This window comes from Propionicimonas sp. (genome assembly GCF_034927565.1).
Lineage (GTDB): Bacteria > Actinomycetota > Actinomycetes > Propionibacteriales > Propionibacteriaceae > Propionicimonas.
On the sequence record NZ_JAYFPT010000100.1, the window covers coordinates 12105 to 33981 of the forward strand.

Genomic DNA, 21877 nt, shown 5'->3' on the forward strand with positions numbered 1-21877 from the left:
CTCGATGGTGTTCAGGGGCCTGGAACGAGGCTTTCGAGCCTTCGAGGTGCAGAATCGCGTCACCTGGCGAGCGCCCGCCGTTCGCGGAGTGCGTCAGCACTCGATGACGTTGACCGCCAGGCCGCCGCGGGCGGTCTCCTTGTACTTGATGCTCATGTCCTTGCCGGTCTGGCGCATCGTCTTCAGCACGTTGTCGAAGGAGACGATGTGGGTGCCATCGCCGCGCAGCGCCGTCCGGGCGGCGGTGATCGCCTTCACGGCGGCGATCGCATTGCGCTCGATGCAGGGGATCTGCACCAGCCCGCCGACCGGATCGCAGGTCAGGCCCAGATTGTGCTCCATCCCGATCTCGGCGGCGTTCTCGACCTGGGCCGGGGTGCCGCCCATCACGGCGGCCATCCCCGCGGCGGCCATCGAGCAGGCGGCGCCGATCTCGCCCTGGCAGCCCACCTCGGCGCCCGAGATGGACGCCTGCTCCTTGATGATCGCGCCGATCCCGCCCGCGGTGAGCAGGAACCGGATCACCCCGCGGTCGCCTGCCCCGGGCACGAACCGGGTGTAGTACTCCAGCACCGCGGGAATCACCCCGGCGGCACCGTTCGTGGGCGCGGTCACCACCCGGCCACCGGCGGCGTTCTCCTCGTTGACAGCCAGGGCGTAAAGCGTGATCCAGTCCATGCCGCGCAGCGGGTCGTGGTCGTCGCCCTCGGATTCCAGCCGGTGCAGCAGTTCGGGGGCGCGGCGCCGGACGTGCAGCCCGCCGGGCAGCAGGCCCTCGGTGCTCAGCCCGTTGGCGATGCACTCCTCCATCACCGACCACAGCTGCAACAGGCCGGCGTCGATCTCGGCGTCGGTGCGCCAGGCGCGTTCGTTCTCGCGCACCAACCGTCCGACCGAGAAGCCGGTCAGCCGGCATTGGTCGAGCAGCTCGGCGCCGGAAGCGAACGGGTGCGGCACGACTGTCGGGTCGGGAATGATCCGGCCGGGGCCCTCCAGCCGCTCGTCGGCGACGAAACCGCCGCCCACCGAGTAGTAGCGGCGGCTGGCGAGCTGGGTTCCGGCAGCGTCCCAGGCGGAGAAGATCATCCCGTTGGAATGGGTCGGCAGCGAACGCCGGCGGTACAGCACGACGTCCTCGTCCGGGTCGAACCGGATCGGCCCGCACCCGGGCAGGTCGAGCGACTTCCGCTCCCGGACGGCTGCCAGGGTCGGCTGGCACAACCGCGGGTCGACAGTCTCGGGGTGTTCGCCCAGCAGGCCGAGGATCACCGCCGGCACGCTGCCGTGGCCGTGACCGGTCGCGCCCAGTGAACCGAACAGCTCGACCTTCACCCGGGCGACTCGCTGCAGGAGGCCACCCTCGGCCAAGGCGGCGAGGAAGGTCACCGCAGCACGCATCGGCCCCACGGTGTGGGACGACGACGGCCCGATCCCGACCTTGAACAATTCGAAGACGCTCAGCGCCACACCATGAGCCTACTGCCGGACTGCGAAGCGGAGTCGTCTGTCGGCGGTGCCGTTGTTCGGCGGCCCGGGCCTCCTGCCGACCGCGAGGAGAGCCCGGGACTGCGTGGGCAGGGCGGGCTGTCCTCACGGGCAGCGCGCAGTACGAACTCCGACCGGACCTCTCCCGGCAGGTGGACGGCGTCGGGGAGGAGGTCATCGATCGCCGGCCCAACGCGGGGCGCGCGCGAGTCGGCGGGACGTGGTCGGGGTCGTCCTGCTCGACTGCACGGCAGGCGCAGGGCCTCGCCGCTTGTGGCGCCCGGGCGGCTGGCGGGCCTCCACCGATGAGCCTGAATCGTCCGAACGGACGATCGGGTGTGCCGTCCGGGAGGATGCCCGGCACACAGCCCGCACCTAGGTTGGACGACGTGACTGCGACTGCTCCCACCCTGCCCGAGACCATCGCCCAGGCGGTGGACCTGACCAAGATCTACGGCTCCGGAGAGGCCGCCGTGAGAGCCCTGGACCACGTGACGGTCGGCTTCCGGCCCGGCTCGTTCACCGCGATCATGGGCCCCTCGGGCTCGGGGAAGTCCACCTTGATGCACTGCCTGGCGGGACTGGACCGGCCCACCTCCGGGCAGGTCTATCTGGGCGGCACCGAGATCACCGGGCTGCGCGACCGTGAGCTCACCGCCGTCCGCCGCGACCAGGTGGGGTTCGTTTTCCAGGCGTTCAACCTGCTGCCTACCCTGACCGCGAAGGAGAACATCCTGCTCCCGCTCGACCTGGCCGGACGCCGGGCCGATCCCGCCGAGTTCGACGGGATCGTCGACTCGCTGCGGCTGGGCGACCGGCTGCGGCACCTGCCGTCCCAGCTCTCCGGCGGGCAGCAGCAGCGGGTGGCGATCGCCCGCGCCCTGATCACCCGTCCGAAGGTGCTGTTCGCCGACGAGCCGACCGGCGCCCTCGACTCCCGCGCCGGAACCGACCTGCTCAACCAGCTCCGGACGGCCACCCTCAGCCTCGGCCAGACCATCGTGATGGTCACCCACGACCCGAACGCCGCGGCCTACGCCGACCGCGCGGTCATCCTGAGCGACGGCCGGGTGGTGGACGACTTCCTCGACCCGCACGCCGACCGCGTCCTGGCTGCGATGACCGGGCTGGGGGCCTGATGCTGCGCCAGGCTCTACGGGAGTTGCGATACCACCCCTCACGGTTCGTCGCCACCGTGCTCGCGATCGCGATCAGCGTCGCCTTCATGGCCGGATCCTCGGTGATCGTCGCCACCGAGCAGAACGGGCTGGAACGCCAGCAGTCGCTGCCGATCGCCGGGGCGGACGCGGTGGTCACCCTGGAGAGCTGGGAGGGCGACACGCCACCGGACCTGCGCGACACTCTGGCCGGGGTGCCGCAGGTGGCGGCGGCCGAGGCCAGCCTGACCACGTCGGATGGATTGACGCACGACCGCAACACCGTGCTGGTCAACCTGATCGGGTTGCCCTCCGAGCCCTTCCGCTGGTCACACCTGGTGGACGGACGCTGGCCCGAGCGCGCCGACGAGATCACTCTCTCCCGCGGTGCCGCGGGGGCGCTGAAGGCAGCGATCGGCGACACCATCGCGTCCGGGCTCGATGACCTCGGGTACACCGTGGTCGGGCTCACCGGCGAGCCGAACTCGCTCTTCGTCCAGACCGGCTACCTGGCCCGCGAGGCCTTCGACCGTTACCACGTCGATCCAGATACGGGCTCGGGAACCTGGCTGGTCCGCGGCACGCCGGGGGTCGGCCTCGACCAGTTGGTCGGCGCGGTCAAGCCGGTGGTTCCGCCGGGCGCCACGGTGCAGTCGGCGGCCGAGATCCGAGCCAAGGCCGTCGAGGATCTGACCGACGGTTTCCAGGCCTTCCGCAACCTGCTGTGGGTGTTCGCCGCAATCGCCGCAGTGGTCGGCATGATCACCATCGCCAACACCTTCACCATCCTGCTCGCTCAGCGCCGCCGCCAGATCGGGTTGCTGCGTGCGGTCGGCGCCGCAGCCTCCCAGGTCCGCAACCGCTACCTGGCCGAGGCGATCGCGCTCGGCGTGATCGGGGCTGGGCTGGGGATCCTGCTGGGCATCGGGCTGGCTGCGATCGGTGCGGCGATCACCGGCTCGCTGTACTGGGGCCTGGCGCTGCCGGCCTCCGAACTGGCGGTCGCCTTCGCCGCCGGGCTGCTGATCACCGTGGTGGCCGCCTATTTCCCGGTGCTACGGGGGACGCGGGTGCGTCCGCTGGAGGCGCTGCAGCCCGAGCTCTCCAGCGATGAACGCCGCCGGGCGGGCTGGGTACGGGGCGTGGTCTGCGGGGTGCTGGTGGCGGGCGGGCTGGCGGTGGCGTTGGGTTCGCTCACCCAGGATGACCCGCTGCTGCTCGCCATCGCCGGCAGCGCGCTGCTGGCGCTCGGCGTCCTGTTCGGTGCGCCGCTGTTCGTCCCCCGGCTGCTGCGCGGGCTGGGTTCGCTGGTCGCCCCGCTGGGCGTCACCCCGCGGCTGGCCGCGCAGAACTCCGTCCGCAATCCACGGCGGGCGGCCGCCACCGCGACCGCGCTGATGCTGGCGGTCGGGCTGATCGTCACGCTGCAGGTGGGGACGGCCAGCGTCCGCGCCAGCCTGTTGAGCGAGATCGACCAGCGCCGTCCGGTGGATGCCGCGGTGCACGCCTGGGGATTGGAGGCTGCCGTTCCGGCCGACCTGCGCGCGCAACTCGCCCAGGTGCCCGGGGTGGACGGCGTGGCCTCCCTCAGCGTCGGGACGGCCGACTTCACCCGGGCTTCTGAGCGCTACGAAGGCCTGATGGTGATCGGCTTCGACCCGGCGATCGTCCAGGTGGCGGTCGGCGCGCCGGCCAGCCTCGGCGACGATCAGATCCTGGTTTCCAGCCGGGCGGAGGCCGCTGAGGACGGCCAGCGGGTCACCCTGAGCACCACCCAGGGCAGCGTCGACCTCACCCTCACCCGGTCGCGGCTGCTGGAGGTCGGCCAGGTGATGGTCTCCGCGGCCACCTTGCAGAAGCTGGGCGGCGCGTTGCCGGACGCCCTGGTGTGGCTCTCGATCCCGGATCGCAGTCAGGCGATCTCGGCGGTGGGACAGATCCTCGACCTGGCCGGCGATCAGTTCGCCGTCACCGGTGGCGTGGTGGAGGCCGCCCAGATCGAGCAGGTGCTCGACCTGCTGTTGCTGATCACCACGGCGCTGCTCGCGGTGGCTGTGCTGATCGCCCTGGTCGGGGTGAGCAACACCCTGGGGCTGTCGGTGATCGAGCGCACCCGGGAGTCGGCGCTGTTGCGGGCGCTCGGCCTGCAGACCCGCTCACTACGGGTGATGTTGCTGATCGAGGCCCTGCTGCTGGCCGGTGTCGGGGTGCTGGTGGGGATCGCTGCCGGCGTGTTCTTCGGCTGGCTGGGTGCCACCGCCCTGACCGCCACGGTGGACGGTGCCCAGCACCGGCTGGCGATCGACCTGCCGCAGACCCTCGGCATGCTGGTGATCGCGGTGGTGGCTGCGGCGCTGGCCTCCGTCCTGCCCGGACGGCGGGCGGCCACGGCGTCCCCCACCGAGGCGCTCGCCGACGTCTGAGCCGGGAAAGCGCCCCACCGTCCCAGGCGTCCGCACAAACCGGGTGATTCAGGCAGGACGAGTGGATTATCCACGCGCGTGGCCTCTGCTGCCCGGTTTCTGCTGGGGAGAGGGTGGGTTGTTGGTCGGCGCATCGCCGTCGACCCCGGCCGGGAGGTGCACAAACCGGGTGATTTCGGGCGGGCGTGTGGATTATGTACTCAAGCCCTCTGGATTGCCCGGTTTGTGTCGGGCAGAAGTGATCGGGTCTGCGGGGAACTGTGCGCGCGCCTGGGAGTGGGTACGCGCCCATCCGGCCATCCCCAACCTGATCTCGACCGCTGATCTGCTGCACCTGCATGCGCTGACGATCGGCGATCTGCTCCCGGCCGAGAGGTCCGGGTGACCGCCGACCAGGCGGTGCTGCTGGACTACGCCGTCCGGGAAGGGTTGGTATCCCTCGCCGAGGCGGCCGCGCTCCTTCCCGAGGCGTCGCGCCGCACCCGCCAGCGGACCCTCAGAGCCCTGGTGGACGCCGGCCTGCTGAGGGATGTCGGTGCTGGCCGGGCCACCCGCTACGTTCCTGCCTCTGATCGCTGAACCGAGGCATTGACTCCGAGTTAGTGCACCGAAGACCGTGCACAAACTCGGAGTTGAGCCAGGTGAGCGCGCTCCCGGTGACGATGTCGGGGGTGGGTGGCCGAAAGAGCTGTTGAAGGCTAGCGTCGGACCATGATTCCCAGCTACACCCTCAACGACGGCCACCAGCTGCCTGCGCTCGGCTTCGGCACCTATCCGCTCCGCGGGCCCGACGGCGTCGACGCGATCGTCAGCGCGTTGCGCACCGGCTACCGGCTGATCGACTCCGCGATGAACTACGACAACGAGGGCGCGGTTGGTGAGGCGGTGCGACGCTCGGGCGTCCCCCGGGACGAGATCATGATCGCGTCCAAGCTTCCCGGACGGCATCACGCCTACGAGGCGGCAATCAGCTGCGTCCACGAGTCGCTGTACCGGATGCAGGTGGACCATCTCGACCTCTACCTGATCCACTGGCCGAACCCGAGCGTCGACCGCTACGCCGAGGCCTGGCAGGCGTTGGTCGATCTGCAGCGCGCGGGCCTGCTGCGTTCCATCGGCGTCAGCAACTTCCTGCCCGAGCACCTCGACCAGGTGATCGCCCAGTCCGGCGTCACTCCGGCGGTCAACCAGGTCGAACTGCATCCCTACTTCCCGCAGGTCGAACAGCGGCAGGCCAACGCCGACCGGGGCATCCGCACCGAGTCGTGGAGCCCGCTGGGACGGGGACGGGAGATCTTCGGGGATCCGGTGATCACCGGAATCGCCGAGGCCCACGGCCGAACGCCCGCCCAGATCGTGCTGCGCTGGCAGGTCCAGTTGGGCACCGTCCCGCTGCCCAAGGCGGCGTCGGCTGAACGTCAGCAGGAGAACCTGGCGGTCTTCGACTTCAGCCTGGACGATGACCAGGTGGCGGCGATCACAGCCCTCGGACGCCCTGACGGACGCCTGTTTGGCGCCGACCCGGCCAGCCACGAGGAGTTCTGAGGTCTGCTGCCCGGAGCCGTGACCACGGTGGCCCCCTTGCCGCACTGATCCCCGGCACTATCCACCCGAAGTCCTGCACAAACCGGGTGATTTTGGCAGGACGAGTGGATTATCCACGCGCCTGGCCTCTACTGACCGGTTTCTGCTGGGGAGAAGGTGGGCTGTTGTTCACCCGCATCGCCGTCGACCCCGGCCGGGAGGTGCACAAACCGGGCAGATCAGGCCACCCGCGTGGATAGTGTCGACGACTGGCCGAATTCGCCCGGTTTGTGATTCAGCCTGAGGGCTGACGCACAGCGGCAGTCAGGCATCCACGCGCGACCGGCGGTGCCCCGATTTGAGGTGGACATCGCGAAGGCGGCAGTCAGGCATCCCGGCAGCGACCGGCGGTGCCAGGAGGGCCGGGCAGAGGGCTGGCCAGTGCCCACCGAGCGCGCGGCGGCGGAAGGCCGCTAGAGAGCGCGGCGGCGGAAGGTCTCAATCCGGCTGGCGCCGATGCTGAACCAGGCCAGGTCGACATCGGCCTCGATCAGGTTGCCGGCCAGGTCGGTGCGGTCCCAGCGGCCGGCCACGGACGCTGCCAGTTGCTGCGGTTGGTGCCGGTAGTTGACGAACCGGGCCTCCCAGGTGGTGCCGTCCGCGGCGGGAACCTTACGCAACGACTCCAGCACGACGTCGGAGGCCACCTCGATCGCCGGACGGCCGGGCAGCTCGATGCCGTCCGCCGCGCCACCGGCCCCGGCCACGCCGCCCACCACGGCCGGACCGCCCAGCCGACCCAGCACCACCAGCGGCTCGACCCGCAGCAACTCGCTCCAGCGGGCGGCGCCGGCAGCCTCCCAGCCGGTGGCGGACGGCAGGATCGCGAACGCCGTCCGCACTCCGACGCCCAGGTACTGCGCGCCGGGGACGGGGAACTCCCCACCGGCCGGCTCGTCCCGCAGCGGATGGACGTTGACGCTCATCATCCCGACGGCGCGCAGCAGGGTGAGCGCCAGCAGGTCCTGCTCACCGGCGGTCACCACCTCGTACTCGGAGTGCTTGGTGAGGAGCAGGCTGGTGTGCCCGGCATGGACGAACCGCGCTGCCGGATAGGTGGGCAGCGGATACTCCCCCCAGCCGCCCTCGCCCAGCCGGCCACGTTCGGTGACCCCGTACTGCCCGGCCGCCGCCGACCCCGGCAGGCCGGCCGGGCCGGCCGGCACCAGCACCCGCAGCCGGTGGTCGCAGGCCTGGTTGACCAGGTCCATGGTCACCCGCAGCAGCGGCTCGCCCTCGCGCAGTTCCAGGACGGTGTCGACCGCCAGGCCGGCCAGTTCGGCCGAGCGCCGATCGGGATCGGCCTGGTCCAGCCGTGCCGGGATCGTGTAGTGCCGCCGCACCAGCAGCCGGCCGCGCAGCGGACCGGTCTCCAGCACGCTGACCTCCACCCGGTCAGGAGACGACACGGCGCTGTCGGAGGCCACCGGGCCGAAGTTGTAGCTGTCGCCGCGATCGCCCTCGTCCACCAGTTGCAGGGCGCCGTCCAGCACGGTGCCGTCGGCGGCCTCGATCCGTACCGTGCCGTCGGCGGCCACCTCGGCGACGAGTTGCCGGTTGGCCAGTCGGCGCTCGCCCACCTCCACCGGGTCATCGCTGCTCCGGGCCTGCGCCAGTTCGATCGGGGTCAGTGCCAGCCCCGGGACGTCCACCCCGACCAGCGCGGTGCGCCGCGGGGCGGCGATGGTCTGCACCCGCCAGCGGCGTTGCCCGTCGGGGTCGGCGTCGATCCGGGTCTGCAGCTGCGCGGTGAACCCGGCCAGGTCGAACTGCCCGATCGCGGACTCGGCCACCTCGAAGCGCAGCCCGTCTGCGCTGAACGACCAGTGGTTGATCAGCTGGCCGAACAGCTCCCGGCCATGGATTCGGTGCAGCAGCTTCGGCAGTTCGGCACTGGTCATCAGCTCGTCGCCCAGCACCTCGGGCAGGGAGGCCAGCAGTTGCACGCCGCTGCCCAGTTGCTGTGAGGCGGGATCGGTCAGGGTCAGCTCGACGTGCGCCCGCCGGGCGAAGCCGGCGGGGTTGATGGCCACCGGCGTCCCGGCAGGCACCGAGGCGGCGATCCGGTCCAGGGTGCGCACGGTCACTCCGCGTGCCACGCTGGCAGCGATCTCCAGTCGGCCGGCCACTTCGGTGGCGGTCGGATCGATCCCGCAGCCGGTCACCGAGTCGTGCGCGGTGCTCTCCACCAGCTGGTACCAGCCGCGGTCGAAGAACCCCTGGTGGTCGTCCACCCCGAAGGCGGCGTCCAGCCGCTCGGCCACGGTCAGCGCGCGTTCGGCGTCAGCCATCGCCTGCTTGAGGTTGGTGCGGATCGAGTACACCCCCGGCAGCAGGTTGCCGCGGGAGTGGGACCGCAACTCACCGTCCACCCGCGGCAGCCCGGCCAGGGCGGTCTCGTCCCCGGCGTGCCAGTCGGGCGCGACCTGCTGCAGGTACTCGCCGAGCGTGGCGACGCTGAACCGCACGTCGCCGGCGGCGGCATCGATGATTTCCAGCAGATCGGACGGCGGGGCGTAGTGGTCGGTGCCGAGCATTCCCAGGACGGGGTCGCCGCGGTACCAGGTGGTGGTGCGTTCAGCGTAGTCAGCAGCGAGTTCGCCGAGCCGGCCGGGGACGGCGAACAGGTCCATCGCCGAACCGTAGCCGTCGAACAGGTGCTCCGCCCGCACCACCGAACCGTCCGGCGCCGCCCACGCGAAGCCGTGGACGTCGACCCGGGCCGGCACCCCGCGCCACATCGCGGCATGCCGGATCCCGAAGCCACGCAGGAACTGGGGCAGCTGGGCACTGTGGCCGAACATGTCGGGCAGGTAGCCGACCGGCATCACCGGACCGAGCCGGGCCGCCGAACGGAAGCCGAGTTCGAGGTTGCGGACGATCGCCTCCCCGTCGCAGAGGAACTCGTCCAGCAGGATCAGGAACGGGCCCAGTGCCAACTGGCCGCGCCGCGCCAGTGCCGATACCGCTTCCCTGGCCTGTGGACGGAGCTCGAGATAGTCGTCGATGGCGGCTGACTGGCCGTCCAGGGTGAACCGGTAGCGCGGTTCGGTCGCCATCGAGGCCAGCAGCCGGTCGAGCATGTGCACCAGCTTCAGCCGGAACACGTCATGGGTCTCGTACCACTCCCGGTCCCAGTGGGTGTGCGGGACGATGACGACTTCGTGGGGCATGGGGCTTCCTGGATCGCTCAGGCGCACAGCGCGAGAATCGTGCGGTCGGGGTTGATCAGGGAGTACGGGCCCTCGGACGGTTCGCCAGCAAACGACTGCCGGGCAGCGGTGACCGAACGCCGGCGACCCAGTCCGTCGGTCAGCAGCAGGCCCTCGGCATCCACGGCCACCAGCTCGCCGGCCACCCGCAACAGGGTGGGGGCGTCCATGAGCCGGGGTGTCAGCACCCCGCCGTCGTGGTCCACCGCGCCGGTGATCGCGGTCCGTCCGGCGGCCAGGCCGGCCAGGATCGCCTCGGCGGTCGGTTCCTCGGCGGCCACCCAGGTGGTGGGCGTGCCCGGCCGCTGCGGTTCGCGCACCAGGTGGGTGTCGCTGCCACCGATCAGGGTGGCGCCGGCTGGCCAGGTGGTGAACCAGGCCAGCGGGGCGGTGGAGATCAGCTCGCGGTACCAGGTGGCGTGCCACAGCTCGACCGCCGCCGGACGCTGCGGCAGCCGGTGCAGCCACGAGCAGTCCCCGGAGATCGGGTGGTTGATCGACAGCGTCCCGCCGCGGGCGGCAACGGTCCGCACCCACTCCAAAGCCGGCTGCCGGAAGTCGATCCAGCCGATGTCGCCGAAGGCATTGGCGTGGCCGCGGTGGGTGGTCACCTCCTGCCCGGGCAGCAGGGCAATGCCGTGCCGGGCACCCTCGGCGGGCAGGTGGGCGTGGTGGCTGACCGTGTTGTGGTCGGTGACCGCCATGAAGTCCAGCCCGGAGGCGACCGCCAGCGCGGCCAGTCCGCCGATCGGCAACTCCCCGTCGGAATGCAGGGTGTGGCCGTGGAAGTCGCCGGCGTACCAGGTCAGCCCCGGCTCGGCCGGCAGCCCCCGGTCGCTGCCCCGCAGCCGCCGGACGGCCGGGGCCACCTGCGGCGGTGCCACCACCGGACGGTCGGCCGGTACCGCGATCTCCACCTCGACCGGGACTCCCCGGGCGGGCACCCGGTGCAGGCCCAGCACGACCTGCCACTCACCGGGCTCCAGTGGCCCCGGCAGGTAGCCGGTGGTGGCCTCGTCGGTGCCGATCACGTAGTCGGTGCGGGCGCCGCCGGACCAGCCGCGCCAGCCGTCCGCCCCCTCACAGCCCAGGTCGATGCCGCCCAGCGACGGGTCGAAGCTCAGCCGCACCGACAGCGACCGGCTACCGGCGGGCACCTCGAACGGTAGCCGGTGGTAGCGGTCCTCGCTCTGCAGTTCGGGCGTGGCGAGGAAGCGATGCCGGGTGATGGTCACGGTCAGCCGATCCGCTCGGTGGTGGCGGCGTCGAACAGCAGCGTCTTGGTCGGGGAGGGGACTACCCAGCCGGTCGAATCGGGCGCCGGTTCGTCGTCCTCGCCGACCAGCACCTGCAGCTTCTGCTCGCCGAGATGGACGGTGACCAGGACGGTCGCGCCGAGGTTCTCCACCACGCTCACCTGCACGGGGACGGCACCCGGCACCGCGATGGCCGACCACCGCAGGTACTCCGGGCGGATTCCCCAGATCACCTGCTGGCCTTCGCCGACCCGGCCGGTGGCAGCGGACGGAAGCGGCAGCCGCGCGCCGGCGGCCTCCACCTGGTCCCCGGCGATCCGCCCGGGCACCAGGTTCATCGGGTTGGAGCCGATGAAGCCCGCCACGAAGGTGTTGGCCGGCTGCTGGAAGACCTCCCGCGGGGTGCCGACCTGTTGCAGCCGGCCCAGTTTCATCACCGCGATCCGGTCGGCCAGGGCCAACGCCTCGGCCTGGTCATGGGTGACGAACACCGTTGTCACCCCGAGATCACGCTGCAATTCCTTCAGGAAGGTGCGGGCCTCCAGCCGGAGCCGGGCGTCCAGGTTGGACAGCGGCTCGTCCAGCAGCAGCACATCCGGCCGGGTGGCGACCGCCCGGGCCAGCGCCACCCGCTGCTGCTGGCCACCGGAGAGCTGCCCGGGCCGGCGCTCGATCAGGCCGTCCAGCGACAGCCCGCTGGCCACCTTCTCGGCGGTCGCTCGCCGCTCGGTGCGGTGCACCCGGCGGATCTTCAACGGGTAGGCGATGTTGTCGCCGACGTCCATGTGCGGGAACAGGGCGTAGTCCTGGAAGACCATCGCGACCCCGCGCTCGCCGGGCTCGGCGTTGGTGACGTCCCGGCCGCCGATCTGCAGGCTGCCGCCGGTGATCTGCTCCAGTCCGGCGATCGAGCGCAGCAGGGTGGTCTTGCCGCAGCCGGACGGGCCGAGCAGCGCGAAGAACTCGCCGTCGGCGATCTCGACATCGACTCCGTCGACGCCACGCACCCCGTTGGGGTACTCCTTCTCCAGGCCGTTGGTTTGGATACCGGACATCAGGACTTGATCCCCCCATGGAAGCGGAAGCCGTAGCGGCGGTTCACGAAGAAGTAGATGAGCAGGACGGGCGCCGAGAACAGCAGTGCAAAGGTCGAGATCAGACGCAGGTCGGCCTGACCGCTCTCGGTGTAGAAGGTGTACATGATCACCGCTGCCGGCTGGAGATCCGGGCTGCGGAGCAGGATGAACGGGGTGAGGAAGTTGCTCCAGACCTGCACGATCGTCCAGATCGACAAGAAGGCCAGGCCGGGCCGGGCGATCGGCACCACCACGTCCCACAGGATGCGGAAGGGTTTGGCGCCGTAGAGCCGGGCGGACTCCTCGTAGGACTTCGGGATCGAGTCCATGAAGTCCTTCAGGATGAAGATCACCGTCGGCAGCAGCCCGCCGGTGAGGACGAGGACCACGCCGGGATAGGTGTTGATCAGCTGCAACTGGGTGATCAGCTGGAAGGTCGGCACCATGGCCGCCGTTCCGGTCACCACGCTGGAGAGCAGCAGCAGGCCGTAGAGGATGGCGTCCCGGCCCGGGATCCGGATCCGGGACATCGAGTAGGCGGCCAGCGCCCCCAGCACGACGACCACCACCATCGTCCCGATGCCGAGCAACAGCGAGTTGCCGATCGAGCGCAGCGCGTAGGGGTTGTCGATCAGCCGGGCGAAGTTGCCCAGCGTCCAGTCCGGCCAGGACAGCGACAGCGTCGGGTTGGCGTCGAACGGGGCGAGTACCAGCCAGACCAGGGGCAGCGCCCAGGCCAGGCCGATCAGGGTCAGCACCAGGACGAACAGCACCCGGCCGGCGAAGGCCCTGGCCTTCTTCACACCGTCGGCATGACTGCCGGGCGCGGTGGTGGTGGTCATGAGCGGCTCTTCTCTCTCGACACCCGCATGTAGCCCAGGGCGATCACCAGGTTGATCAGCAGCATGAGCAGCGAGATCGCCGCGCCGAGGCCGAGTTGGCCGCCGGGGATCGCGGTCTTGTAGATGTAGACCGAGAGGATCTCGGTCTTGCCGTTGGGGCCACCGGCGGTGACCAGGTAGGGCGTGAACGTGTTGAACGTCCACAGTGTGATCAGCAGCGTGTTGGTCAGGATGTGGCCCTTGATGTTGGGGATGATCACGTCCCGCAGTTGCTGCCAGGTGGAGGCGCCGACCATCCGGGCGCTCTCGATCTGGGACGGCGGCACGGCGCCGATCGCCGAGGAGAACAGCTGCATCGAGAACGCCGTCCCGACCCAGATGTTGAACAGGATGATCGACTCCATCGGATGGTTGATCAGCCAGGCGTAGCCCTGGGTGCCGAGCAGTTCGTTGACCGTCCCGTTGCGGCGATCGAACATCGCCAGCCAGAGGAAGGCGCCGACCGAGGACGGGATCACCCACGCCGCCAGCACCAGCACCTCGATCAGGCCCTTCGCCCAGGCCTTGATATTGCGCACCAACCAGGCGATCGCGAAGCCGATCACCATCTGCCCGATGATCCCCGAGCCGATCACGAAGACCAGGGTGAGGGAGAGTGAGTTCCAGAATGCCTGGTCGGTCAGGGCGTGGATGAAGTTGTCGAGGCCGACGAACTTCGGGGACGCGGCCTGCACGCCGGTCAGCCGGTAGTCGGTCATCCCCAGCCAGATCGTCCACAGTGCCGGGAACAGCAGAAAGACGCCGATGATGATCAGCGCGGGGGCGACGAAGACGCCGGCCCGGGCCGTGCCGAGGCCGGCGACGTCGTCGGCCCGCCGTCGGCGGGGGGCTGTGGCGCCCCCCACCGACGTCGAGGTCGTCTGGGTCATCAGGAGTTCCGGATCGCGTCCGCTCCGACGATGCCCTCCAGCGTCGTGACGTAGGTGGCGAGCGCGTCGTCCACACTGGTGCCTGAGACCACATCCAGGGAGGCCTGCTGCAACGCCACCGAGACCTGCGGGTAGGCCGCCAGGCCGGGACGGTAGGCGGTGATCGGCAGCACCTGGTCGTTGACGAAGGTGAGCATCGGGTCGGAGGCCAGGATCTCGGCGTTCACGTCATTGCGCGGCGTGATCGAGATCGTCCCGGCCACCCGGGCCTTGAAGGCGTCGGCCGAGTTCATGAACGCCAGCAGCTCCCAGGCCAGTTCCGGGTTCTTCGAGTTCGGGTTGAGGACGCGGCCGGTGCCACCCGACATCGAGACGAAATCCTGGCCGTTGATGCCCGCACCGGGCGCCTTGGCGGGGATCTTCACATAGCCGACGTTGGTGTCGCGGTCGGCCATCGGCGCGGTGCCGACACCCTCGGCCGGGTTGATCACCGAGCGCCAGAAGTAGTCGCCTTCGGCCAGGATCGCGATCTTGCCCTCGGCGAACAACTGGAAGGAGGTGTCGCGGCCGGAGGCCTCCTGCTGCAGCACGGCGTCGCCGAGTTTGTCGTCGACGTAGATCTTCTTGTAGAGGTTCAGCACGTCGCGCAGTCCGGCGGTGTTGCCGATCCACTTTCCGTCGGTGTAGACCTGCTCGCCGGTGCCCACCAGCAGCGGCAGCAGGCCCTGCATGGTGGTGGCCTCGCCCATCGCGGTGCCGGCATTGATCTGCAGCGGGGTGACGCCGTCCAGCTTCTTCAGGGTGGCCGCCGTGCTCAGCACGTCGTCCCAGCTTGTGGGCGCCCAGTCGGCGGACAGGCCGGCGTCAGTGAAGAGCTTTTTGTTGAAGTAGATCACCCGGCCGTCGGCGCCCTGTGGGACGCCGTACCGCTCGCCGTTGAACGACAGCGCGTTCTGGACGGCCTCGGGGATCTGCGTCCAGCCCTCCCAGCTGTCCACCGCGGCTCCGCCGACCTCGGACAGTGGCTTGATGTAGCCGGCCTCGGCGAACTCGCCGACCCAGATACCGTCCATCCCGATGATGTCGGCGCCACCACCGGACTGCAGGTCGAGCGAGATCTTGGTCTTGTAGTTCTCGTCGTCCACGCCCTGCGGCTCGAACTCGACAGTGACGTTCTTGCCGGCGGCGGCCTGGGCCTTCTCGAACTCGGGGATCAGCCAGCTGGTGATCCAGTCGGCCTCGGCGGCATTCTTCCCGCCGGTGATCGAGTTGGTGATGATCGTGAGGGTCACGGCGTCGCCGGAGGCGGCGCTCGACCCACCTGACGACGGCGCGGTGGTGGCAGGTGCGCTGCAGCCGGCAAGGACGAGCGAGCCGGCGGCGACGGCGGCCAAGGCGACCGCTGCGGTGCGGATTGGTTTCATGGTCTCCCTTTCGTGATGCTGGGACGATGACGGTGTGGGGTTGGGGTGGCGCGGATGCGCGGGTCAGGGAGTCGCGGCCTCGGCCTCGGCTCCGGGCGGGAGGGGGGATCCGAGCCCTGCGGCGAGCGCACGGATCATGAGCTGCCCGACGGCGACGTCAGCCGCACCGTCCGTCACTGACGGTCCGGGCCGGGGCCGGCCGGCGAGCAGCGAGGCGAATGCCCGGAGTTCGTTCTCGAACGCCTCCTGCTGCATCCACCGGCTTTCGGAACGCGTCGAGCCGAGTGGCTCGGCGCCGGTGACCACGGTCAGCACCGTGGGCGAGTTGAGTACGTAGGGCACGGTGAAGCCGAGCGCGATGCTCCCGGTCTCGTGGTGGAAGGTGACGGTCTCGCGGTACTCGGGGTAGTCAGCGATGAAGTGCCAGTCGATCGACCAGGGGGTGCCCTGGTCGTCGGCCAGGTTGCCACCCAGGCTGAGCGAGCCGGGGAACTGTGGGGCGAAATGGCGAGCGCGATCCACCGTCTGGATGCCACCGGTGAGCGCCCGCAGCAGCCCGATGTCGTGCACCACCGAACCGAGCACGACGTTGGTGTAGAGCGCCGGGAGGGGTGCCGGCGGTTCGCCGATGGCGGCGACGATTCCGGCGGTGGCCGCCGCCCGGAAACCGGCCAGCGTGTCGGCCGGGACGTCGGTGGGCGCCGGGAGCAGGTTGGCGAAGGCCAGTTGGGCGCCGTCGGCGGGATGCAGTACCTCGACGGACACCGCCCGCAGCGTCACCTCGGCGAGCAGCTTCTTTGCCCGCAGCGTGGCGGGGTCGTACTCCTTCATGTAGCCGACCCGCACCCAGGCGGCGAGGTCGATGCCGCGGTCGGCGGCCAGCGCCCGGAGTTGTTCGATCTCGGCGAGGCTGAAGGCCAGTGGCTTCTCCACCAGCACCTTGATGCCGGCGGCGACCAGCCGGGCGACGTCAGGGGCGTGGGAGCCGGTGGTCGCCAGGATCGCGCCGTCGACCCTCAGCGCACCGGCGGCGACCGCGGCGAGCAGCGCGTCGATCGAGTCCAGCGCCAGCACGCCGTCGCCATGGGCGGCGGCGATCCCGGCCGCCCGGGACGGCGAGGCGTCCACCACGGCGACCAGGTCGAGCAGGTCGGCATTGCGGCGCAGCAGCGGCAGGTGGACGGACTGGCTGATCCCGCCCAGGCCGATCACCGCGATCCGGGGCCGGGTCATCCGAACCACCGCCGCAGCAACGCGCGGTTGGCGACCTGGTCGGCGCGGGCCCGGTCGACGTCGGCGGCGTCAGCCAGGATCACGTCCTGTTCGACCACCAGCCAGCCGTCGTAGCCGGAGGCGAGAATCGCCTCGACGATGGCCGTGACGTCCAGGTCGCCCGAGCCCAGCGCGGTGAACACCCGGCGCTCCCAGACGTCGCGCAGCGGGTTGTCCGAACCGGCGGCCGCGACCAGCACGGCGCCGTCGAAGTCCTTCAGGTGCAGGTGGTTGATCCGGTCCTGCCAGCGCTGGAAGTCAGTCAGCGGCTCGCCGCCGCCGAGCAGCAGGTGCCCGGTGTCGAAGGTGAGGTCAACGTCGGTGTCGGCCAGGAAGCGCTCGATCTCCCGCGGGGTCTCGACGTAGGTGCAGGCGTGGTGGTGGAAGCTCGGCTCGAGTCCGGCCTCGCGCACCGCGCCGGCGGCCAGTTCGAGGCGGGTGACGAAGCGGGCCCAGCGGCCGGCGTCCAGCTCGAGGTCGGGTCCGCCGCCCGGCCGGGCGGAGCGTTCGGCCGAGCCGGAATCGGCCAGGGTCGGTTTCGGGGACGGGCCGAGCCCGGCTGCTGCGGCAGCGGTGAAGATCGGCAGCACCTCCCGCAGCCCGGCCATCGCCTGGTCGAACTCGGTGTCGGTGCCGGCGCCGAACGGCAGGTCGACCCAGCCTCCGGCCAGGCCGAGCCCGTGCTCGGCGAGCAGCCTCGGTAGCGTGTCAGGGTCGCCGAACAGGCCGACCGGGCCGAGGTCAACCCCGGCATAGCCCGCTTCGGCCACCCAGCCGGCGAGTTGGGGGCCGTCGGGCAGCGGCACCAGGTCGGGCCGGGCGAGCCCGAAGACGCCGTAGCTGACCGGCGCGTTGGCTAGCTGGATCACGGCTCCTCCTCGTCGAGGGGTGGAAGACTGGATTTAATCTAAGCTATGGGAATATTCACGTCAACGCTTTTCCGGCGGTGACGTGAAATGTGGTGACAAAGACGCTGAGCAACCCACCGGTCGGTGGCTGGGCGAGCCAGAACCTCCGCGACGCCGAAGCCGGGACATGGTCTCGGCAGGCTTGACCAGCGGGGCCTCAGCGCATCAGGCGGGTGCGGGGGACGTAGTGGCCGTCCAGCACCCGGGCCGCTGCCCCGATCGCGCCCACGTCCTGACCCATCGACGTGCCGCTCAGCCGAACCGAATGGGGGCCGTGGCCGGACAGGGTTCGGATGGCCTGGGCGGCGGCCGGCTCGTAGAACTCGCGGACGAGTTCCCAGTACGGGCCGCCATAGACGACCTCGTCGGCGTCCACGATCTCGGCGACTGCCACGATGGCGGTGGCCAGGCGCGCACCGGCTCCGGCGAGCAGGTCGCGGGCCGGAACGTTGCCGTCCCGGGCCAGCCGGCAGAGCTGCCGGAATGCGGCGTCGATCCCGGGCAGCGTGCTGGTGGCTCCGGGATCGCCCGGCATCACCGCGGACTCGATCGCCCGTTGCGCCAGGATGGCCGGGTCGTTGTCCATCCCCCGTCCGGCGTAGGCGTCCTGGGTGTCGGAGCGGCCCACCGCCACCAGCAGGCGGCCGATCTCGCCGCCGTTGCCGGAGGCTCCGCCGAGCACCTCGCCGTTGATCGCGACCCCGACCCCGACCCCGATTCCCAGGTAGAGGAACACCAGTGAGCAGTCGTCGGCGCTGGCCCGCAGCCAGGTCTCGCCGGTGACCGCCGCAAGGGTGTCCTTCACGAAGTCGACCGGCATCCCCAGCAGGTCCGCCAGCCGGTCACGGATCGGGTAGCGATCCCAGGTCGGCATCCACAGCGGATGCACCATGCCGCCGAACGCGGCGTCCACCACCCCCGGGGTGGCGACACAGCTGCCGACGAGTCGGCTGGCGTCGATCCCGGAGTCGCGGATCAGGGCACGGGCCAGGTCGGCGATCGCCGGCACGCTGGCGGCGGGGTCGTCGCCCAGGACCTCGCGGGAGTGGCCGAGCCGGACCACCTGGCCGGCAAGGTTCAGCACGACCACCGTGACCAGGGACGGATCAATGTGAAAGCCGAGGGCGAACCGCGAGTCGGGCACAAGTTCGAGGATCGTGCGTGGCCGGCCGCGTCCAACCGACTGCACCCCGCTGGCCCGCACCTGGCCCTTGGCCAGCAGCTGGTTGACGATGGCCGACACGGTCTGGGTGGCCAACCCGGTGCGGTCGACGAGTTCTGCCTGGCTGATCCCGCCGGAGGTCCGGATCGCGTGCAGCACCACCTTCTCGTTGTAGTTGGCGATCCCGGGCAGACTGGCACCCTGGCGCATGCTGCCCTCCCCTCGCTCGGCGGCTGGACGTCGGCACAGTATGTCACGCGGACCGCGCCGGACAGCTGCCGATCGTCGCTGGCCGAGCCCGTTCTGACCCAGCCGACCGTCAGCTGGCAAGGGGTTTCGCGGGTCGGGCCGGATGGGCTGCCGATGCCGTCCGGAACCCCCTGCTCAGCGCCTGCCCCAGGCCACCGCCAGCAGGGCATCCGCGGTGGCCTCGGCGTGCACCCGGCCGAGCAGCGACACCGCTGCGACCAGGGCAGATGCCCGGGCAGCCGTCTCGAGGGCCGGCCACGGATCGCCCTCGGCGGGCAGCGCCGGCCCGCCGAGGGTGCGGTAGCCGGTGATGAAGTCGTGCCAGGACAACTGGTCGAGCAGTCCGGCGGCATACCAGGCGGCCGGCCGGGCCAGATCCCAGGCCGGCTCGCCGACCCCGACGTGGTCGACGTCGACCAGCCGCCACTGCCGCCGCAGCAGGGTGTGGCCGAGGTGACCGAGGTGGAAGTCGCCGTGTACCCAGCAGGTGCGGACGGGCCGGGCGAGCTCCGACGCCAGTTGTTCACCGGTGTTGGCGAGTTCGGCGGGCCCCGGCCGGTGCGGACCGCGGGCATGTTCGGACAGGTCGCCCTCGGTGGGGTGGCCGACGTCCACCCGGCCGGTGCGAAGCTGCTCGATCGTCCGCTGCAGCAGGACGAGACCACCGTCCGGTGGCGGGTTGGCGTCCTCCACCGGGCCGGTGTGCAGCCGGGCGAGCAGCCGTCCGGCTTCCTGCCACGGTGGCCGGTCGAGGGTGCCGAGCACGCCGATCCGCGGCCACAGGGTGGCCACCCGTCCGGCCGGTGCGGGGAGCGGCCGGTATCCCAGCGGCTGCACCCAGGCGCGTTCCACGGCGGGCTGGGCAATGGCGGCCAGGCGGTGGGAGAGAACCTCCGGGTTGGTGCCCTCCGGGTGGATCTTGACCGCGACGCTCGCGCAGATGAACACGTCGGTGGTTGCCGGGGCGAACGGACGGGTGGGCAGTCCGTAGGTCAGTAACGGGACGACCGGGGTGGTGGGCCCGACCCGGGGATCGTGGCGTCCGGCCACCTCGCGAACCCAGCCCGCCACCTCGGTGGGAGCCGTCGGCGGGACCGCTGGACGAGATGTGGTCGACACGGCCGCGGGCTCCCTCCTGCTCGACGCCCCTGCGGTGGCTCGGGTTGGCGCTCGCCCAGACTACTTCGCCACGACCCCGGACGGAGGGAGAACCGTCAGGCGGCAGCCACCACGCCGGACACCTCGACGGTCGCCGGGTGGCGGGCGCGGAGCCGGCGCAGATCGGGGGAGAGCAGGGCGAGCAGCGCGGTGAGCGTGCTGATCACACCGGCGCCGATCAGGGCCGGATGCACCCCGAAGGCGACGGTGGCAGGACCGGCCAGCGCCAGCCCGACCGGGCCGAGCATGAGCGAACCGAGAGCGTCGTAGGAGGACACCCGGGAGATCGACTCGGGCGGCACCTCTGCCTGCATGGTGGTCAGCCACCACACACCGAAGAGCTCAAAACCGATCCCGAGCACGAAGAACGCCAAGGCGATCAGCGGCACCGGGGTGCTGGCGCCCAGCAGCAGGGCGGGCACCCCGGAGGGAAGGATCACCAGGGTGGCGGTGAGGATCGGACGTTGCGGCTTCCAGGTCAACGCGATCGTCACCCCGACCAGGGCGCCCACGGCTTCGGCGGCGAGCAGCATCGACCACACCCCGGCGCCACCCAGCTCGTGCTCGGCGACCACCGGGCCGAAGACACCGTGCGCGGCCTGCAGCATCATGTTCATCACCGACCACTGCAGGACCGCCACCCACAGCCACTGCCTCGAGCGGAACTCCCGCCAGCCCTCGCGCAGCTGTCGCAGCGGGTTCTCCGCGGCGTCGGCGAGCGAACCCTTCACCCGTGGCAGGGCAAGGGTGAACAGGCCGGCGGCGAGGTAGGTGGATGCGGCCACGACCATGGCCCAGCCGCCGCCCACCAGCACGACCACCGCACCTCCACTGACCAGACCGACCAGCCGGGCGGTGGACGCGCCCATGCCGAGCCAGGCGTTGGCCTGCTGGCGATGGGCCTGCGGGACGAGGTCGGGGATGATCCCGTTGAGGGCCGGGTAGGTGGCGGCGCCGGCCGTCCCTGCCACCGCGGCGGCCAGGCAGAGCAGCCAGACCGGGGCGTAGCCGAGGAGCATCATCAGCCCGATCGAACCCCAGCCCAGCGCGCTCATCGCCTGCCCGGTGAGCATCACCACGGCGCGTGGGTAGCGGTCGGCGATCACGCCGCCGACCAGCATGAACACCACCATCGGCGCGGTCTGGGCGACCAGCACCAGCGAGAGCGTGCCGGCGTCCGCACCGGGCAGCCGCAGGATGCCGAAAGCCAGTGCCACCGGGGAGAAGGCCATCCCGAGCATCGCCAGCGTGCGGGCAGCCAGCAGCGTCACGAACGGCCGGTTCGCGATCAGCGCACGGGTGGACTCAGGCAGCGTCATGACGGGCTTTCAGAAGGGAGATGTTGCGCAGAGCGCAGCTGTGGATCTTCTCACCTCGCCGGGCTCGGGCGCAATTCGGCTGAGCTCTGTCCCCGGCCTGCACGATGGCGCAGACTGGAACCATGCTGATCGTCCATGTCTTCGTCCACGTGGTGCCGGACAAGGTGGCGGAGTTCGCCGCGGCGTCGTCGGCGAACGCTCGCAACTCGCTGAAGGAGCCGGGGGTCGCCCGGTTCGAGGTGCTGCAGTCGGACGAGGATCCGACCCGGTTCGTCCTGGTCGAGGTGTACCGCGGCGCCGAGGCGGCCGCCGCCCACAAGCAGACCCCGCATTACGCCACCTGGCGCGACACCGTTGCCCCCATGATGGCCGAGCCACGCCGTTCCCAGAAGTACAGCCAGCTCTTCCCCGAAGCCGTCCT

At 70.8% G+C, this 21877-nt stretch carries 18 protein-coding genes; 6 read left to right on the forward strand and 12 right to left on the reverse strand.

The annotated features are described in order from the left end of the window. Positions 1–93: 93 nt before the first annotated feature. Positions 94–1467, reverse strand: a complete 1374-nt coding sequence (locus VB080_RS14150) for an L-serine ammonia-lyase (protein ID WP_323419102.1) — start codon at positions 1465–1467, stop codon at positions 94–96. A 407-nt stretch (positions 1468–1874) separates the two neighbouring features. Here VB080_RS14150 and VB080_RS14155 point away from each other — a divergent pair, with 407 nt between their 5' ends. From VB080_RS14155 to VB080_RS14175, 5 genes are all read left to right on the forward strand, one after another. Next, entirely contained in the window at positions 1875–2624 is a 750-nt protein-coding gene (locus VB080_RS14155; protein WP_416339646.1) for an ABC transporter ATP-binding protein, read from the forward strand. Next, positions 2624–5065, forward strand: a complete 2442-nt coding sequence (locus VB080_RS14160) for an ABC transporter permease (protein ID WP_323419103.1) — start codon at positions 2624–2626, stop codon at positions 5063–5065. Before VB080_RS14155 ends, VB080_RS14160 begins: the two co-directional genes overlap by 1 nt. Before the next feature lie 238 nt (positions 5066–5303). Next, complete coding sequence (locus VB080_RS14165) at positions 5304–5450, forward strand: hypothetical protein (protein WP_323419104.1); 147 nt, start codon at positions 5304–5306, stop codon at positions 5448–5450. Then, on the forward strand, positions 5447–5644 hold the full coding sequence (locus tag VB080_RS14170; RefSeq protein ID WP_323419105.1) for a hypothetical protein: 198 nt from the start codon (positions 5447–5449) through the stop codon (positions 5642–5644). The genes VB080_RS14165 and VB080_RS14170 overlap by 4 nt, the downstream gene beginning before the upstream one ends. A 132-nt stretch (positions 5645–5776) precedes the next feature. Continuing rightward, positions 5777–6610, forward strand: a complete 834-nt coding sequence (locus tag VB080_RS14175) for an aldo/keto reductase (RefSeq protein ID WP_323419106.1) — start codon at positions 5777–5779, stop codon at positions 6608–6610. A gap of 452 nt (positions 6611–7062) precedes the next feature. Here VB080_RS14175 and VB080_RS14180 read toward each other — a convergent pair whose 3' ends face one another. The 11 genes from VB080_RS14180 to VB080_RS14230 all read right to left on the reverse strand — a co-directional run bounded on the left by VB080_RS14180 (position 7063) and on the right by VB080_RS14230 (position 21456). Next, entirely contained in the window at positions 7063–9822 is a 2760-nt protein-coding gene (locus VB080_RS14180; protein WP_323419107.1) for a hypothetical protein, read from the reverse strand. Positions 9823–9839: 17 nt separating this feature from the next. Further along, positions 9840–11096: a CehA/McbA family metallohydrolase gene (locus tag VB080_RS14185; protein WP_323419108.1), complete on the reverse strand. Its 1257-nt coding sequence runs from the start codon at positions 11094–11096 to the stop codon at positions 9840–9842. 2 nt (positions 11097–11098) lie between these two features. Further along, entirely contained in the window at positions 11099–12172 is a 1074-nt protein-coding gene (locus VB080_RS14190; protein ID WP_323419109.1) for an ABC transporter ATP-binding protein, read from the reverse strand. Continuing rightward, positions 12172–13035, reverse strand: coding sequence for a carbohydrate ABC transporter permease (locus VB080_RS14195; RefSeq protein WP_323419110.1), 864 nt, complete (start codon positions 13033–13035; stop codon positions 12172–12174). Before VB080_RS14195 ends, VB080_RS14190 begins: the two co-directional genes overlap by 1 nt. Beyond that, entirely contained in the window at positions 13032–13964 is a 933-nt protein-coding gene (locus tag VB080_RS14200; protein WP_323419111.1) for a sugar ABC transporter permease, read from the reverse strand. Before VB080_RS14200 ends, VB080_RS14195 begins: the two co-directional genes overlap by 4 nt. After that, positions 13964–15388 carry an extracellular solute-binding protein gene (locus VB080_RS14205; RefSeq protein ID WP_323419112.1) on the reverse strand — a complete coding sequence of 475 codons (1425 nt, stop codon included), beginning with the start codon at positions 15386–15388 and terminating at the stop codon, positions 13964–13966. The genes VB080_RS14200 and VB080_RS14205 overlap by 1 nt, the downstream gene beginning before the upstream one ends. A gap of 63 nt (positions 15389–15451) precedes the next feature. Continuing rightward, complete coding sequence (locus VB080_RS14210; RefSeq protein ID WP_323419113.1) at positions 15452–16621, reverse strand: Gfo/Idh/MocA family oxidoreductase; 1170 nt, start codon at positions 16619–16621, stop codon at positions 15452–15454. After that, positions 16618–17529: a sugar phosphate isomerase/epimerase gene (locus VB080_RS14215; RefSeq protein WP_323419114.1), complete on the reverse strand. Its 912-nt coding sequence runs from the start codon at positions 17527–17529 to the stop codon at positions 16618–16620. The genes VB080_RS14210 and VB080_RS14215 overlap by 4 nt, the downstream gene beginning before the upstream one ends. A gap of 196 nt (positions 17530–17725) precedes the next feature. Then, positions 17726–18940 carry an ROK family transcriptional regulator gene (locus tag VB080_RS14220; protein ID WP_323419115.1) on the reverse strand — a complete coding sequence of 405 codons (1215 nt, stop codon included), beginning with the start codon at positions 18938–18940 and terminating at the stop codon, positions 17726–17728. 174 nt (positions 18941–19114) lie between these two features. Continuing rightward, positions 19115–20098, reverse strand: a complete 984-nt coding sequence (locus tag VB080_RS14225) for a phosphotransferase family protein (RefSeq protein ID WP_323419116.1) — start codon at positions 20096–20098, stop codon at positions 19115–19117. 95 nt (positions 20099–20193) lie between these two features. Continuing rightward, a complete protein-coding gene (locus tag VB080_RS14230) occupies positions 20194–21456 on the reverse strand; it encodes an MFS transporter (protein ID WP_323419117.1) in 1263 nt (420 codons plus the stop codon). A gap of 122 nt (positions 21457–21578) precedes the next feature. Here VB080_RS14230 and VB080_RS14235 point away from each other — a divergent pair. Next, the coding region (locus VB080_RS14235) for a putative quinol monooxygenase (RefSeq protein WP_323419118.1) at positions 21579–21877 on the forward strand (299 nt) is incomplete at its 3' end.